The sequence below is a fragment of the Labrys okinawensis genome (assembly GCF_002982075.1).
In the GTDB taxonomy this organism is placed as follows: Bacteria; Pseudomonadota; Alphaproteobacteria; order Rhizobiales; family Labraceae; genus Labrys; species Labrys okinawensis_A.
This window is the reverse complement of record NZ_PUEJ01000002.1, coordinates 688,483-704,943: the sequence shown is the minus strand read 5'-3', so window position 1 is coordinate 704,943 and position 16,461 is coordinate 688,483. Positions and strand designations below refer to the sequence as shown.

Here is a 16,461-nt window from a genome sequence, read left to right as displayed (position 1 = left end):
CGCAAATCTTCCACCATCGAGACCCAGGCCGGATGAACTGCCCCGGTGCGGCAAAGCTGCCGGGGCCCACGTACATCTGAGTATCGTCAGAACGGGCCGCGGCGATGCCGCCGAACCGTTCCGTGCGGCTGAGAATGAGCAAAACCGTGCGACGAGTCAATCAAAGGGGCGGCGAAAGCCCCTTTGATTGCATTCGAACGCCACCAACTTACCCTCTTAGCTGCCTTCCGGCTCGTTCATCGTCGCAGGCGTCACCGTCGAGGGCTTGGGCTTCTCGCGGAAGAGCTTGCGCACGATGAGGCGGATGGTGACGTAGAAAACCGGTGTGAGGAAGAGGCCGAGAAAGGTCACCCCGCTCATGCCGAAGACGACGGCCGTGCCGATCGCCTGGCGCAGTTCCGAGCCCGGCCCCGTGGCGATCATCAGCGGCACCGCGCCGAGAATGAAGGCGAAGGAGGTCATCAGGATCGGGCGCAGGCGCAGCCGGCAGGCTTCGACCACGGCTTGCCAGGGCGTGTCGCCATGGTCCTCGCGCTGGCGCGCGAACTCGACGATCAGGATGGCGTTCTTGGCGGCGAGGCCGATCAGCATGACGAAGGAAATCTGCGTCATGATGTTGTTGTCCATCACCTTGAACCACCACCCGCCGAAGATCGGCAGGCCGCGCGCCATGCCCCCGAGCAGCGCCGCCAAAATGGACAGCGGCACGATCAGGATGATGGCGAGCGGCAGCGACCAGCTTTCATACTGGGCGGCGAGGAACAGGAAGACGAACAGCACGGCGATGCCGAACACGAAATAGATCGTGTTGCCCACCGAGCGCTCCTGGAAGGCGATCTCGGTCCATTCGAAACCGACGCCCGGCGGCAATACCTCGGCGGCCGCCTTCTCCATCAAGTCGAGCGCCGTGGTGGAGGACACGCCGGGCAGGCCCGAGCCGCTGATATAGACGGCCGGATAGAGGTTGTGGCGCATCACCGTATCCGGGCCGGTGCGTTCCTCGAAGGAGATCAGCGAGCCGAGCGGCACCAGGGCGCCGGTGCTGCTGCGCACCTTGAGGCGGGAGAGATCCTCCTTGTTGAGGCGATCGCGGCCCTCGGCCTGGGCATTCACCTGGAAGGCACGCCCCAGGCGGGTGAAGTCGTTGACATAGGCCGAACCGACATAGACCTGCAGCGCCTCGAAGATACTGCCAACTGGCACGTTGAGCATGCGCGCCTTGACGCGGTCGACATTGACGAAGAGCTGCGGACCGTTGTTGGAAAGCGTGGTGTAGACCTGGGTGAGTCCCGGCGTCTGGTTGGCTTTGCCGATCAGGGCATTGGCCGCCTGCATCAGCGCTTCGGGCCCGACGCCGCCGCGATCCTGCACCTGCATCTTGAAGCCGGCACCGGTGCCGAGCCCCTGGATGGTGGGCGGCGGAATGACGAAGACGAAGCCTTCCTCGATGGCGAAGACGCGTTTCTGCAGTTCACCCACGATGGCCTGCGCCGACAATCCTTCCTTCAGGCGTTCGTCGAACGGCTTGAACGGCACGAAGATGGTGGCGGCATTGGAGGCGGCGGTGAAGGTCGCGCCCGAGAAACCGGCGACGCCGATGACATGGGCGACGCCCGGGCTGCCCGCCGCGATCTGCTGGGCCTTGCGCACCACCGCATCGGTGCGTTCCAGCGAAGCGCCGTCGGGCAATTGCACCACCACGATGGCATAGCCCTGGTCGGAGTCCGGCACGAAGCCGGTCGGCACCCTGGTGTAGACGTGCCAGGTGGCAAAGAGCAGGCCGCCATAGATCAGCAGGAACAGCAGCTTGTGCCGGGCGGCGAAGCCCACCGTGCCGCCATAGCCGCGCGACAGCCTGTCGAAGCCGCGATTGAAACCGTTGCCCGCCGCCCGGAGCCAGCGGAACAGGAAGAAGCGGCTCCGGTGCTCGGGATCGTGCGGCTTGAGCAGCAGAGCGGCGAGCGCCGGCGACAGGGTCAGCGAATTGAAAGCCGAGATCACCGTTGCGGCGGCGATGGTCACCGCGAACTGCTGGTAGAACAGGCCGGAGATGCCGGGAATGAAGGCGGTGGGCACGAACACCGCGCACAGCACCAGGGCGATGGCGATCACGGCGCGGCCGACCTCGTCCATGGTGACATGGGCGGCCCGGTTCGGCGTCATGCCGTCATGGATGTTGCGCTCGACATTCTCCACCACCACGATGGCGTCGTCGACCACGATGCCCACCGCCAGGATCAGCCCGAACAGGGTGAGCATGTTGAGCGAGAAGCCCAGGCCCGCCATCACCGCGAAGGTGCCGATGATCGAGACGGGAATGGCGATGATCGGAATGATCGCCGCCCGCCAGGACTGCAGGAAGATGAAGACGACGATCACCACCAGCACGATCGCTTCGAAGAACGTCTCATAGACGGCTTCGATCGAGGCCGAGACGAATTCGGTGGGGTTGTAGACGATGGAATATTTCAGCCCCGGCGGGAAGGCCTTGGCCAGATCGTCCATCTTGGCCTTGACGCGGTCGGCGGTGGCGAGCGCGTTGGATCCGGGCCGCTGCAGCACGGCGATGCCCACGGTGGGCTGGCCGTCGAGATAGAGGTTGGAACTGTACTGCTTGGCGCCGACCTCGACACGCGCGACGTCCTTCAGCTTGAGGAGGCGGCTGTCCGTCGCTTTGATGATGACGTTCCGGAACTGCTCGGCATCCTGGAAACGGCCCTGGGTGGTGACCGTGATCTCGCTGGTGGTGTTGCTGGGCGAGGGCTGGGCGCCGAGCGTGCCGCCGGACACCTGTACGTTCTGCTCGCGCAGGGCCTGGACGACGTCACCCGCCGTCAGGTCGAAACCGGCCAAGCGGTTCGGGTCGAGCCAGACGCGCAGCGAGGGCTCGCGCAGGCCGAAGGAGAAGGTGGAGCCGACGCCGTCGACACGGGCGAGGATGTCGTTGACGTTGAGGATGGCATAATCGGAGATGCCATAATCGTTCAGCGAATTATCCGGCGAGTAGAGCGTGACGATCAAAAGGAAGTCCGAGGAGGACTTGTTGACCGTGATGCCGAGCGCGCGCACCTCGGCCGGCAGGCGCGGCTCGGCGGAGGAGACGCGGTTCTGCACCTGCACCTGGGCGATGTCGAGATCGGTGCCGGTGGCGAAGGTGACGGTGATCTGCAGCGAACCGTCATTGGTGGCCTGGGATGTCTGGTAGATCATCCCCTCCACGCCATTGATCGACTGCTCCAGCGGCGCGGCCACGGTCTCGGCGATGGTCTGGGCGTTGGCGCCGGGATAGGTGGCGTTGATCACCACGGTCGGCGGGGCGATCTGCGGGAACTGCGCGATCGGCAGGCCGACATAGGAGACGAGCCCGATCACCACCGTGACGATCGAGACGACGGCGGCAAAGATCGGGCGGTCGACGAAGAAATGGCCGAATTTCATGGGCTGCGCTCCCGATCAGTTCGGGTCGGGAACGAGCGTCTCAGGCACGTCCAGCTTGGTGGGTTGCGGCACGACCTCGCCGCCGGGGCGGGCGCGCATCTGGCCATTGATCAGCACCTGGTCCTCCGGCTTGAGGCCCGACTTGATCACGCGGAAGCTGCCGAATTTCGGGCCCAGTTCCACCACGCGCGGATTGGCGATCTTGTCGGCGCCGACCACGATGACGGTGCGTCCCTGTGCCGACTGGCTCACCGCCACATCCGGCACGACCAGCGCCTCATAGGGCTCGCCGATGGTGATGCGGATGCGCCCGAACAGGCCCGACGTGAGGAAGCCATCGGGATTGTCGACCTTGGCGCGGGCCGTGACGGTGCCGGTCTGCGCGTCGACCTGAGGCGCGATATAGTCGAGCGTGCCCTTGTGGGAGAACCCCTTCTCGTCCGACAGGCCGATCTCGACCTTCAGCGTGGGATCCTTACCGCCGCTATCCAGCTTGCCCTTGGAGGCGCGCTGATAGGCAAGATAGCTCGCCTCGTCGAGATCGAAGTAGAAAAAGATCGGGTCGACGGCGACGATCGACGCCAAGGGCGAGGCCGAGTTGGCCACCACGAGATTGCCGCGCGAGACGAGCTGTCGGGTGATCCTGCCCGAGATCGGCGCGGCGATGGTGGCGTAATTGAGGTCGAGCTTGGCGGTCGCCAGCGCCGCATTGGCCGAATCGATCGAGGCGGCCGCTTCCTGATAGGCCTGGAGGTTGGCCTGGTAGGTGGCGTCGGTGACGTTGCCGCTCTTCTTCAGCGCCTCGGCGCGCGCCAGATTGGCCTTGGTCAGGTCGATCCGGGTCTGCGTGATCTTCACCTGGGCGGCCGCTTGGTCGACCGCGGCCTGGAACGGACGCGGATCGATCGCGAACAGCACATCGCCCTCCTTGACGAGGGAACCCTCCACGAAGCTCGACTTGTCGAGATAGCCGGTAACCCGCGAGGTGATGTTCACCTGGGGCCAGGCCTGAAACCGCCCGGTGAATTCCAGCGCTTCGGTAATCTTGCGTTTGACGGGATTGGCCACCGTGACCGGCATGGCCGGCATCTGCTGGGCGAACGCGCTGGCCGCCCCCTCGACGGCCGTCAATACCAGCACGCCGGCGGCCAGCCGACTCAATTTGCGACGCAACCTCGACATGAACATCCTCGCAAGCAAAGCGCCTCAGCCAAGCCGCCCGCGCGGCCTATGACCTTGTCGCGGGCACTGCAGCTGGCGTCTGGAAATCCTGCAGGATTTCCCAGCCTGCGCCGCCAGGGCAGGTTCGGAGATCCTGTTCAGCGCTCCACCGGCCGGAATCGCGGTCGAATCGCCGTGTGAATTCTATAGTATGATAATTCTTAGCGCTTTGATCCAATCAAGATCGGCGCCCTGCAACCGTGAGTTGGGACTTGGTGCATATCCGCAACAGGCGCGTCATTTCTGTCGCCTGCGCTTGGCGGAAGCGATTGCCTGGGTCGGTCAAAGCTCGCTGCCGGCTATCATTGCCCAAGCCGGTGGCATTTCCAAGACCGTCGATCTGAAGATCGACACTCCAATCCTGTGCCTGGCCGCTCCCGCCATGGCTCAGGGCGCCGTTCCCTCGCGCCCGATGCTCTCGTAGCGGAAGCCATGCCGCTTCATGTCGTCGAGCCTGTAGATATTCCGCAGATCCACGATCACCGGTTGCATCAGCAGGCGCTTGACCCGATCGAGGTCCAGCGCCCGGAACTCGTCCCATTCGGTGACGATCACGCCGACATCGGCGCCGTCGAGGCAGTCATAGGCGCTGGAGCGATAGTCGACATCGCTCAGGATCTTTTGGGCCTCCTCCATCGCCTGGGGGTCATAGGCCCGCACCTTCGCGCCTTTGTCCTGCAACGCCAGAACGATGGGGATCGAAGGGCTGTCGCGCATGTCGTCGGTGTTCGGCTTGAAGGCGAGGCCGAGCAAAGCCACCGTCTTGCCGGCGATGTTGCCGTCGAGGGCCGCGATGACGCGGCGCGCCATCGCGGCCTTGCGGGCATCGTTGACGCCGACCACCGATTCCACGATGCGCAGAGGCACGCCGTATTCCTGGCCGGTGCGCAGTAGCGCCAGTGTATCCTTGGGAAAGCAGGAGCCGCCGAAACCCGGCCCGGCATGCAGGAATTTGGAGCCTATGCGGTTGTCGAGGCCGATGCCGCGCGCCACCTCCTGCACATTGGCGCCGGCCTTCTCGCACAAATCGGCGATTTCGTTGATGAAGGTGACCTTGGTCGCCAGGAAGGCGTTGGCGGCATATTTGATCAGTTCGGAGGTGCGCCGCGCCGTGAACAGCAGCGGACCCTGGTTGAGATGGAGCGGGCGATAGACCTCGGCCATCACCTCCCGGGCACGCTGCTCATCCGTGCCGACCACGATGCGGTCGGGGCGCTTGAAATCCTCGATCGCCGCACCCTCGCGCAGGAATTCGGGGTTCGAGACCACGCTGACGTCGGCGTCGGGCCGGACCTCGCGGATCAGACGCTCGACCTCGTCGCCGGTGCCGACCGGCACGGTCGACTTGGTGACCACCACCGTAAAGCCTTCGACCGCCGCGGCGATCTCCCTGACAGCGCCATAGACATAGGACAGATCCGCATGGCCGTCGCCGCGGCGCGAGGGCGTACCGACGGCCAGGAATACCACGGCCGCATCGCGGACGGCGGGGGCAAGCTCGGTGGTGAAGGACAGGCGCTTCTCGCGCACATTGCGGGCCACCAAATCGTCGAGACCGGGCTCGTAGATCGGCATACGGCCGGCCAGCAGGCCTTCGATCTTGGCCGGATCCTTGTCGACGCAGGTGACGACATGGCCGAAATCGGCAAGGCAGGCCCCCGTCACCAGGCCGACATAACCCGTACCGATCATTGCAACGCGCATGACATCAATCCTGTTTGGGCGACAAACCCGTGAGAGCCGTGTCTACAAAAGGCCCGGCGACATGCCAATGACGAAAAAGCAGGAGGAGCTCTGCCGGGTCGTTCTATGCCCCGAGGCGCAGCGACCAACCGCGTCTGGAGGGCCTGAGATCGGCGGTGGCCAGCGGACCGGCTTCGATACGCCAGAAAGAGGAAGGCTCGGTGCCGAGGGCATGAACGATCGCCGCGCGCAGCACCGAGGCGTGGGTGACGGCCAGCGTGTATCCCTCGAATCGCCCGCCATCGAGCCAGGCGCCGACCCGCGCAATCAAGGCGGCAATGCTCTCGCCGCCATGCGGGCAGGCCTTCGGATCGGTCAGCCATGCCCCGAGCGCCTCCGGTTCGGCGGCGGCTACCGCCTCCAGGCCGAGCCCGGCCCAGCGGCCATGATCGCATTCGCGCAGGGCCTCGTCGATCTCGGGCTCGAGGCCGAGGGCCTGCGCCGTCTGGCGGGCCCGCAGCGCCGGACTGCTCAGGATGCGGGTCGCCTTGGCGAAACGCCCTTCCAGATCGCGGGCCGCCGCCATTCCCCGCGCATCGAGCGCCTCGTCGAGCGGGAAGCCCGCCGCGCGCAGCGCAGGCGTCGCCCCGTGGCACAGCAGGATCAGGCGTGGCGTCATGACGGCATTCCCCGAGACTTGGGAAGCATGATCTCTCCCGAAAAGTCGCGCAACCATTCGGGACCACGCTTAATGTCGTTTCCAGAATATTGACATATCCGTGACTTGGGCTCTTATGGAAGAGCTTTGCCAAGGGTGGGAAGCCGGTGGAATTCCGGCACGGTCGCGCCACTGTGAACGGCGGCGCTCGGCGCCGTCCGGAAGTCAGACCTCTTCCAAGGCAGCATGACTCGTAACGGGACGCGTAATCCCAAGGAGCTTTTCATGACCACCGCAACTCTGGCACCCGTCGCCCAGCAGCCGATCGCCATCCCGGTTCGGGAGATTCTGCCCTGGGCTCTCTTCACCGTGTTGCTGGCTGTGCTCGCCATCTATTTCGTCGGCGCCGAACAGGGCGCGACCTCGCTCGTTCCCGGCGTCTACATCCACGAATTCGTGCATGACGCCCGCCATCTGCTCGGCTTCCCCTGCCACTAGGGCGCATAGGCACACGACATGGTTAGATCGCTTTTGATCCGGGGGATGCTGATCGGCATCCTGGCCGGACTGCTTGCGTCTGGCTTCGCCTGGGTCTTCGGCGAGCCTCAGGTCGACGCTGCCATCGCTTTCGAGGAAAGCCACGCGTCGGCGCCGGCGCCCGCTGCGAGTACCGCTGCCGGTGCGGCGCAGACGACCACGGCCCACGACCATGAGGAAGAGCCGGTCAGCCGTCCGGTCCAGTCAAGCTATGGGCTCGTCACCGGCATGGTCGTCTATGGCGCGGCCCTCGGCGGCATCTTTGCCCTGATCTTTGCCTTCGCGCAGGGGCGGATCGGCAGCCTTAGCCCGCGCGCGACCGCCGGATTGATCGCCGTCATCGGCTTTGCCGCCATCATGGTGGTGCCGCAGATCAAATATCCCGCCAATCCGCCGGCGGTCGGCAATCCCGACACCATCGGCCTGCGCACCGCCTTCTATTTCGGCCTGATTCTGCTATCGATCGTGACGATGGCGGCGGCCCTGGGTACCGCGAACCGGCTCGCCGCCAGCTTCGGCCGCTGGAACGCCAACCTGGTGGCAGCGGCGGCCTATCTCGTCGTGATGGTGGTCGCCATGCAGATCCTGCCGTCGGTCAACGACATCCCGGCGGACTTCTCGGCCACGGTGCTATGGAAGTTCCGCATCGCCTCTCTCGGCATCCACGCCGTGCTGTGGGCAACGCTCGGGATCGCCTTCGGCATTGCAGCACAAAAATTGCTGCAAGCGCCTGCACGCCGCTGAAAAAAGCCGGCCAGCCGCGCAAACGTCGCATTTTTACAACACCGGCCCGATTTCGGGCCGGTTTTGAAAATTAATTTCATTTCGCACTTGCGAAATAAACCGATCAGGATCACTTTAGGGACGTGGCGGACGCGCCTTTGCGCTCCCCCACTGCCCTCCTTGGGCGTTTCCTCCCTAAGACTTGGGCCGCCATTTGGGCGGCCTCTTTCTTTTTCGGGTCGGCAGACCCCATATTTCAAAGTCTGCAGCGGCATTCGCCTCCATTAACCCCAGCGCAAAACGCTTTCAGGTAAGAATGCTTGTCTGCTTTCACTCTCTGGTTCAACGCGTCTTTGCGATTTGACGGGATTCGTTCAAATTACAAAACGCTCTTGCGCCCAAGCTCGTGCTTGCCCATTTGTGTTCACCCTCGCATAGTGTGTCATTATGGATCTGGACTCGCCCTTGTTTGATCGCATCCGGGTGCGCCCAAGGGCCGAGGAGGTCCAGCCGGCGAGCGTACGGCTATGCGAACATGCCGGTTGCCGGAACGCCGGCGAATTTCGCGCGCCCAAGGGGCGCAATCGCGAAGGCCAGTTCTGGCATTTCTGCCTGGAACATGTGCGCGACTACAACAAGACCTACAATTATTTCGCCGGCCTGCCGGACGACTCGGTGAGCGCCTATCAGCGTGACGCCGCCACCGGCCATCGCCCGACCTGGACGATGGGCGTCAATCCCTGGGCCAAGAAGCGCGGCGAAGGGCCGCAACCCGGTCCCGAGATCCATGACGGCTTCGGTTTCTTCGATGAGGATCACGGTTTCCGCCGCCCGCAACGGGCGCCCGAACCGGAGAGGCGGCGGCTAAAATTGCTGGAGCGCAAGGCCCTGGACGCTCTCGATCTGCCGGAAACGGCCACCGGCCCGGAAATCAAGGCGCGCTACAAGACGCTGGTCAAACGCCTCCATCCCGATGCCAATGGCGGGGACCGGTCCAGCGAAGATAAATTGCGCGGGATCATCCAGGCCTATAATACGCTGCGTAGCGCCGGGCTCTGCTGAGCCCCGAAACACCGGCGAGGTTTCCAGGCTTGGAGCGCGTTCCAATCCCGGGAATCTCCGCCAGACCTAGAGCAAAGCGCGTTTAGACGGAAACGCTATTTTGCTCTAACTCTTTGGTTCGACGCGTCTTTGCGATTCGTGGCGATTCCGCCAAATCGCAAAACGCTATGGAAACGACGCCGGACTGCCCATGCCCGCCTGGCGAGACTGGGAAATTCGGCGGGGCCCCTGTCTCCGGCCCGCTGGAACTGATTGTCGGCTGCGCCGTCCTGGCGCCAGCCAAGGAAGGCATAATGACTGACGCAACGACACCGGCCAATCTGCCGGACATCATGGTTTCGGCCAAAAAGCTGTTTGGTTTCGATACGGATCTCGAAGTACCGGCTTATTCCCAGTCCTCCGACCACGTTCCGGACCTCGATCCCGATTATCTTTTCGACAAGCCGACGACCCTGGCGATCCTGGCGGGCTTTGCCCACAACCGCCGCGTGATGGTGACGGGCTATCACGGCACCGGCAAGTCGACCCATATCGAGCAGGTTGCCGCCCGCCTCAACTGGCCCTGTGTCCGCATCAACCTGGACAGCCACGTCTCGCGTATCGACCTCGTCGGCAAGGATGCGATCGTCCTCAAGGACGGCAAGCAGGTCACCGAGTTCCGCGACGGCATGCTGCCCTGGGCCCTGCAGAACAACATCGCCTTGGTGTTCGACGAATACGACGCCGGCCGGCCCGACGTGATGTTCGTGATCCAGCGCGTGCTGGAGGTCTCCGGCAGGCTCACCTTGCTCGACCAGAAGCGCGTGATCCGCCCGCACCCGGCCTTCCGCCTGTTCGCCACCACCAACACGGTAGGCCTGGGCGACACCTCCGGCCTCTATCACGGCACCCAGCAGATCAACCAGGGCCAGATGGACCGCTGGTCGATCGTCACCACGCTGAACTATCTGCCGCATGACAAGGAAGTCGACATCGTGCTGGCCAAGGCCAAGCACTACCAGAAGAGCCCGAACGGCCGCGACATCGTCAACAAGATGGTGCGCGTCGCCGACCTCACCCGCAACGCCTTCATGAACGGTGACCTTTCCACCGTGATGTCGCCGCGCACGGTGCTGACCTGGGCGGAGAACGCCAATATCTTCCACGATATCGGCTTTGCCTTCCGCGTCACCTTCCTCAACAAGTGCGACGAGCTCGAACGCAGCCTGGTGGCCGAGTTCTACCAGCGTGCCTTCGGCGCGGAGCTGGCCGAAAGCTCGGTAAACGTCGCGCTGACGTAACTCGGGAGCCGGACGCCCCTACGACACGCAAGTGAGTGTCGGGCGATCCGCTCCTGGAAATACCACGCTCGCAGGAGAGGAAGAGCGGACGAGGACGTCCGCGCTCCCAGGATTGACGGCATCATGACCACGACGAACCGCAAGCCCGGCGAAAAACCCAAGGACGTGCCCAACGAAGCCTTCAAGCGTTCGGTGGCCGGCGCCCTGCGCGCCATCGCCCGCAAGCCGGATCTCGAGGTGACCTTCGCTTCGGAAAAGCCGATGCTGATGGCCGACAAGGCGCGCCTGGCCGAGCCGCCGCGCAAGCTCGACGCCCATGTCGCGGCGATCGTGCGCGGCCAGGCCGATGCGATGGCCTTGCGGCTGGCCTGCCACGACCCCGCGGTGCATCGCCGCCACGCCCCGCAGAACGACCAGGCCCGCAGCGTGTTCGATGCCGTCGAGCAGGCCCGCTGCGAAGCGATCGGCTCGCGCCGCATGGCGGGGGTTGCCAACAACCTGACGGCCATGCTCGAGGACCGCTATTTCCGCGGCGGCAAATATGAGGACATCCGCGTCCGCGAGGAAGCACCGGTCGAAGACGCCCTCGCCTTGATGGTGCGCGAGAAGCTGACCGGCCTCGCCCCGCCCGAACCGGCGCGCAAGCTCGTGGATCTATGGCGCCCCCTGATCGAAGAAAAGGCCGGCAAGGACCTCGCCCGCCTCGACAGCGTGATCGAGAACCAGCGCGCCTTCGCCCGCGCCATGAACGACCTTCTCACCCATATGGGCCTGTCAGAGGAAGCGCAGGCCGATACGGACGATTCCGACGACCGTGAGAACGACGCCGAGAGCGAGCAGGAAGGCGAGAACCAGGAAAACCAGGGCGAGGTCCAGGACGATTCCGAAGCCATGAAGCTCGAGGAGACCGAGAGCGAGGACGAGGAATCTCAGGACGGCGAGACGCAGGACGCCGAATCGCCCTCCTCCGACCTGCCCGACGATACCGAGACCGGCGATGCCGAGGAGGCGGCCCAGCCCTGGCGGCCGCCCGAGCACCGCGACAATGAGCGGCGGGCCAGCGACTACAAGGCCTTCACCACCCGCTTCGACGAGATCGTCGACGCGGCGGATCTATGCGATCCCGAGGAACTCGATCGCCTGCGGGCCTATCTCGACAAGCAGCTTTCCAGCCTGTCGGGCGTGGTGGCTCGCCTGGCCAACCGGCTGCAGCGTCGCCTGATGGCGCAGCAGAACCGCTCCTGGGATTTCGATCTCGAGGAAGGCATGCTCGATCCGGCCCGGCTGTCGCGCGTGATCATCGATCCGACCTCCGCCCTCTCCTTCATGCGCGAGCGCGACACCGATTTCCGCGACACAGTGGTGACGCTCTTGATCGACAATTCGGGCTCGATGCGCGGACGGCCGATCACGGTGGCGGCGACCTGCGCCGACATTCTCGCCCGCACGCTCGAGCGCTGCGGCGTGCGCGTGGAGATCCTCGGCTTCACCACCCGGGCCTGGAAGGGCGGGCAGTCACGCGAGAGCTGGCTGCAGGCGGGCAAGCCGACCTCGCCCGGCCGCCTCAACGATCTCCGCCACATCATCTACAAATCGGCCGATGCACCCTGGCGCCGGGCCCGCAAGAGCCTGGGCCTGATGATGCGGGAGGGGCTGCTGAAGGAGAACATCGACGGCGAGGCGCTTGCCTGGGCGCATCAGCGCCTGCTCGGACGCTTCGAAAGCCGACGCATCCTGATGGTGATTTCGGACGGCGCCCCGGTCGACGATTCCACCTTGTCGGTCAATACCGGCAATTATCTGGAACGCCACCTGCGCTGGGTGATCGAGGATATCGAGACGCGCTCGCCGGTCGAACTGATCGCCATCGGCATCGGCCATGACGTCACGCGTTACTACAAACGCGCCGTCACCATCGTCGACGCCGAGGAACTCGGCGGCGTGATGACCGACAAGCTCGCCGAACTCTTCGAGGAAACCGGGTCACCGGGCTCGCGCCGAGCGGCGGCGTGAGCTCCCGGCAGCCGCCTCTCTGGCATCGGGCTTTGTTCGGGCCGATGCCCCTGGCATATCCCCTGGCCGCGGTTTGCGCCGGGCTCTACCTGCTGGCCGTGCTGTTCACGGCCTGGCTGACGGGTTCGCCGCAGAATCTGGGGCGGATACTCTGGCAGCCTTCGCAGGGGATCCTCTACACGCTCGGCATCGGCGGCCAGGTTCCCTTCACTCAGGGGCGGATATGGACCTTGTTCACCGCGCCCTACCTGCATGGCAGCCTGCCGCATCTGGCGCTGAACCTGTTCTCGCTGCTGCAGGTCATGCCGATGGTGGAGCGGACCTATGGAAGGCTGCGGGCCTTCGTGATCTACGCCGTCGGCGGCGTTGCCGGAGCCCTCGCCTCGGTGCTATGGGGCGAGACGTTTTCCCTCGGCGCCTCCGGGGCGATCTTCGGGCTGCTCGGCGCCATCGTGTTCTATGGCGCGCGGCGCGGCGACGCCTTCGGCCGGGCCCTGATGACCAACGCCGCCTTCTGGGCCGGCCTCAACTTCCTCTATGGGCTGCTCAATCCCGGCATCAGCAATGCCGGCCATTTCGGCGGCTTTCTCGGTGGCCTGTCCGCCGCCGTGCTCATCACCCGGCGCATAGGCCCCTTCCAGGACCCCCGCCGTCTTGCCTTCACACTCGCCAGCCTGGCATTGCTCGCCCTGGCCTTCGGGCTTGGCAACACGAGTTCGCAGGTCTGGCAGTTCAGCACGAATGGCCAGAGCGCCGCGATGGCCAACATCGATGACCTGCAGGATCGAGCTAGCGCGGTTCTTGCCGTTGATCCGAACAATGCGGATGCCCGGCTGCTGCGCGCCATCGTCCTGGCTGAGCGCGACGATTATGAGGGCGCGCTCCGGGACGTGGATCTCGCCATCAAGGGCGGGCGTAACGATGCCATGGCGCTGAATCTGAGGGCCTGGTCCCTCTTCAAGCTCGGCCGCGCCGAAGAGGGTCTGGCGGATGCCGAGGCCGCGGTGAAGGCAGCGCCCAACGAAGGCGCCATCCTCGACACCCGCGCCCATATCTACGAAGCTTTGGGCCGGCGCGAGGAGGCGATCGCGGACTACAAGGCGGCCCTGCGCCTGATCCCGAACGAACCCGAAACCCGGGCCGGCCTGAAGCGGCTGACCGGCGGGGACTGAGGAACACATCACCCCAGACATTCCGCCCCGCCATGGCCCGGCCTCGCTTCCTGCAACGCGTTCCGGGCGGAGCGGAACGCGATCGAGGTCTCCTCCCGCAGCGAGCCATGCCTGTGTCGCGCATCGCGATGCAGTCGCAGGCGCGCAGCATGGGGAGGAGTTTCGATGAAGGCATGGATCATATTATGGGCTGTCGCCCTTTGCGTCGCGCAGCCGACGAAGCAGGCGCTGGCCGCCGATGGCGTCGGCGTTCGTCGGATTGCCGCTCCTTCCAAGGAACGCGGCGCCGATCTGGACGTGACCGTGTGGTATCCCGCGCAGCCGGGCGGCGAGCCTGTCATGCTCGGCGGCGGCATGTTCTTTACGGGAACGTCGGCGCGGCGCGATGCCGCCATCGCGCCGGGAAAATTCCCGCTCGTTCTTCTCTCCCACGGAGCGGGCCTGGCCGGCAGTGCCCAGGCCTTGAGCTGGATCGCAGCGCCCCTGGCAGAACGCGGCTTCGTGGTGGCGGCTCCCACCCATCCCGGCAATAGCGGGGCGAACAGATCCGCGGCGGAGACGATGAAGCTCTGGCTCAGGCCTGCCGATATCAGCGACAGCCTGGATGCTGTGGCGAGGGAGCCCTTTTTCAAGGATCACCTGAATGCCGGCGAGATCGGCGTCCTCGGCCTTTCCATGGGCGGCAACACGGCCCTGGCGCTGGCCGGGGCGCGCATCGATCCCAAGCGCCTGGCCGCGTATTGCGATACGGATCGGCTGAATCCGTCCCTTTGCGGCTGGATCCGGGAAAGCGGCGTCGACCTTCACGCCCTGGATCTGCGATCGGCCGGCCGGGATGGCCGCGACCGGCGCATCCGCTTCGCCATGGCGATCGACCCGGCTCCGGTCGATGTCTTCGACTCCGAGAGCTTCTCGAGCGTCGACATTCCCGTGGCCCTCCTCAATCTCGGCCCGGCCGCAAACATCCCGTTGACCGCACAGGCCGCCGGGATCGCAAAAGCCATCCCCGTCACGACCTATGAGACGATCGCGGACGCGAGCCATTACAGCATGTTCGCGCTGTGCAGGCCGGGCGCGGCGGAAAGCGCCGAGGCACAGAAAGTGGGGGATCCGATCTGCTCGGACGGCGGCGGACGATCACGGCAGGCCATTCACGCCGAACTGATCGAGCGAGCCGCGACCGCCTTCAGCCGGGCCTTGCGAACCGGCCCCTAGAGCAATGCCGCGTTTAGACGGAAACGCGGCATTGCTCTAACTCTTTGATTGAACGCGTCTTTGTGGTTCCTGGCGATTCCGCCAAATCGCAAAACGCTTTGGAGTATCGCCTGGTCACGAGACCGGCGGAACGCTCTCACCAGCGTTCCGCCCTCGGCTGTTCAGGCGCCTATCGGACTCCGCCCGAGACGGCCAGCACCTCGCCGGTCACCCAGCCGGATTCTTCCGAGGCCAGGAAGACCGCGACGGGCGCGATATCGCCGGGCTGGCCGATGCGTCCCAGCGGCGTCTGGGCCACGGTCTGGCTCTCCAGATCGCCGCCGATGAAGCCGGCCGCATGTACGCCTTCGGTCTCCACCATGCCGGGGTTGATCGAGTTCACCCGGATCTTCTTGGGGCCGAGTTCCTTGGCCAGCACCCGGGTGATCGACGTCACCGCACCCTTGGTGGCGGTGTAGACCGAGGTGGCCGGGAAATTGACGTCGGTCGCAACCGATCCGATGTTGATGATGCTGCCGCCCTCGGGACCGAAGTGCTTTTCGGCCTCCTGGCTGGCCAGCAGCAGCCCGAGCACATTGGTGTTGAACTGGCGATGGAACTCGGTTTCCGTCACCTCCTGAAGCGGTGCGAAGGCATAGACGCCGGCATTGTTCACCAAGACGTCGAGCCGGCCATAGGCCTCCTGGGCCTGCGCGAAGATCGCCTTCACCTCCTCCGCCTTGGAGACGTCGCCCTTGACGGCGATCGCCTTGCCGCCCTTGGCGGTGATCTCGGCGACGACCTTCTCGGCTCCATCCCGGCTCGATGCATAATTCACCACGACGGCGGCGCCCTCGGCCGCCAGGCTTTTCGCAATACCCGCACCGATGCCCTTCGAGGCACCTGTAACCACGGCGACCTTACCTGCCAATCTGCTCATCGAATATCTCTTGGTTCGAGTGACAATGCTTCGATACTTAGATAATCATCGAAACGAAACAAGAGCGGCCGATGGAAAATTTCGTAAGCAGATTTGAGTGGAGCGGCGCTTATGGGCGTTCGACGGTGCCGCGCCTCACCCTGCCTTACAGGCTGGCCAGTTCGCGCAGATAGGCATCCAGCGTTTCGCGCTTGAGCACGAGCGTGGCGAACTTGCCCTCTCGGACGATTTCGATGAGCCCGGCATTCTCGAGCTCTTTCATGTGATGGGACAAGGTCGCCGGCGTGACCTCATGCTTCTGCTGCATGCAGGCGCAGGCCACCGAGCCGCCCTGGCCGGCGATTTCCTTGAGGATCTGGTAGCGCCGCGGCTCTGCCAGTGCCCTGGCGATCAGGGTGCATTGGCGCTCCGTCAGCGCGACTGGCGAGGTCATGGTCATGATGAAGGCTATATCATGTCTGCCACCGGCTCGCGCAATATCGTAACGCGCGGCTTGCGGTAGACGGGGCGCACCCCCACCTTGCCTTGATTCGGCCTTGT

The 16,461-nt window shown here is 64.8% G+C and carries 13 protein-coding genes and 1 riboswitch; of the genes, 7 read left to right on the top strand and 6 right to left on the bottom strand.

Translation table 11 applies throughout. The features are described from left to right. Nucleotides 1-216: 216 nt before the first annotated feature. The 4 genes from C5L14_RS06845 to C5L14_RS06830 all read right to left on the bottom strand — a co-directional run bounded on the left by C5L14_RS06845 (nucleotide 217) and on the right by C5L14_RS06830 (nucleotide 7,021). A complete protein-coding gene (locus C5L14_RS06845; protein ID WP_105861265.1) occupies nucleotides 217-3,438 on the bottom strand; it encodes an efflux RND transporter permease subunit in 3,222 nt (1,073 codons plus the stop codon). Between the two features lie 15 nt (nucleotides 3,439-3,453). Further along, complete coding sequence (locus tag C5L14_RS06840) at nucleotides 3,454-4,620, bottom strand: efflux RND transporter periplasmic adaptor subunit (protein WP_181161051.1); 1,167 nt, start codon at nucleotides 4,618-4,620, stop codon at nucleotides 3,454-3,456. A gap of 426 nt (nucleotides 4,621-5,046) precedes the next feature. Then, nucleotides 5,047-6,363, bottom strand: a complete 1,317-nt coding sequence (locus C5L14_RS06835) for a UDP-glucose dehydrogenase family protein (protein ID WP_105861263.1) — start codon at nucleotides 6,361-6,363, stop codon at nucleotides 5,047-5,049. A gap of 103 nt (nucleotides 6,364-6,466) precedes the next feature. Continuing rightward, entirely contained in the window at nucleotides 6,467-7,021 is a 555-nt protein-coding gene (locus C5L14_RS06830) for a histidine phosphatase family protein (RefSeq protein ID WP_105861262.1), read from the bottom strand. A gap of 89 nt (nucleotides 7,022-7,110) precedes the next feature. Continuing rightward, a riboswitch (cobalamin riboswitch) is annotated at nucleotides 7,111-7,255 on the top strand. 30 nt (nucleotides 7,256-7,285) lie between these two features. Between C5L14_RS06830 and C5L14_RS06825 the strand changes: the two genes are divergently transcribed. The 7 genes from C5L14_RS06825 to C5L14_RS06795 all read left to right on the top strand — a co-directional run bounded on the left by C5L14_RS06825 (nucleotide 7,286) and on the right by C5L14_RS06795 (nucleotide 15,002). Further along, a complete protein-coding gene (locus C5L14_RS06825) occupies nucleotides 7,286-7,498 on the top strand; it encodes a CbtB domain-containing protein (RefSeq protein WP_105861261.1) in 213 nt (70 codons plus the stop codon). 18 nt (nucleotides 7,499-7,516) lie between these two features. Then, entirely contained in the window at nucleotides 7,517-8,281 is a 765-nt protein-coding gene (locus tag C5L14_RS06820) for a CbtA family protein (protein ID WP_105861260.1), read from the top strand. Between the two features lie 444 nt (nucleotides 8,282-8,725). Then, nucleotides 8,726-9,322: a J domain-containing protein gene (locus C5L14_RS06815; RefSeq protein WP_342588399.1), complete on the top strand. Its 597-nt coding sequence runs from the start codon at nucleotides 8,726-8,728 to the stop codon at nucleotides 9,320-9,322. A 293-nt stretch (nucleotides 9,323-9,615) separates the two neighbouring features. Next, a complete protein-coding gene (cobS, locus tag C5L14_RS06810; protein ID WP_105861258.1) occupies nucleotides 9,616-10,602 on the top strand; it encodes a cobaltochelatase subunit CobS in 987 nt (328 codons plus the stop codon). 123 nt (nucleotides 10,603-10,725) lie between these two features. After that, nucleotides 10,726-12,615 carry a cobaltochelatase subunit CobT gene (cobT, locus tag C5L14_RS06805; protein WP_105861257.1) on the top strand — a complete coding sequence of 630 codons (1,890 nt, stop codon included), beginning with the start codon at nucleotides 10,726-10,728 and terminating at the stop codon, nucleotides 12,613-12,615. 44 nt (nucleotides 12,616-12,659) lie between these two features. Further along, complete coding sequence (locus tag C5L14_RS06800; RefSeq protein ID WP_146126854.1) at nucleotides 12,660-13,787, top strand: rhomboid family protein; 1,128 nt, start codon at nucleotides 12,660-12,662, stop codon at nucleotides 13,785-13,787. Nucleotides 13,788-13,952: 165 nt separating this feature from the next. Next, nucleotides 13,953-15,002 carry an alpha/beta hydrolase family protein gene (locus tag C5L14_RS06795; RefSeq protein WP_105861255.1) on the top strand — a complete coding sequence of 350 codons (1,050 nt, stop codon included), beginning with the start codon at nucleotides 13,953-13,955 and terminating at the stop codon, nucleotides 15,000-15,002. Nucleotides 15,003-15,171: 169 nt separating this feature from the next. Here C5L14_RS06795 and C5L14_RS06790 read toward each other — a convergent pair whose 3' ends face one another. Both C5L14_RS06790 and C5L14_RS06785 read right to left on the bottom strand, forming a co-directional pair. Then, nucleotides 15,172-15,921 carry an SDR family NAD(P)-dependent oxidoreductase gene (locus C5L14_RS06790; RefSeq protein WP_105861254.1) on the bottom strand — a complete coding sequence of 250 codons (750 nt, stop codon included), beginning with the start codon at nucleotides 15,919-15,921 and terminating at the stop codon, nucleotides 15,172-15,174. A 145-nt stretch (nucleotides 15,922-16,066) separates the two neighbouring features. Then, entirely contained in the window at nucleotides 16,067-16,360 is a 294-nt protein-coding gene (locus C5L14_RS06785; RefSeq protein ID WP_105861253.1) for an ArsR/SmtB family transcription factor, read from the bottom strand. Nucleotides 16,361-16,461 lie beyond the last annotated feature (101 nt).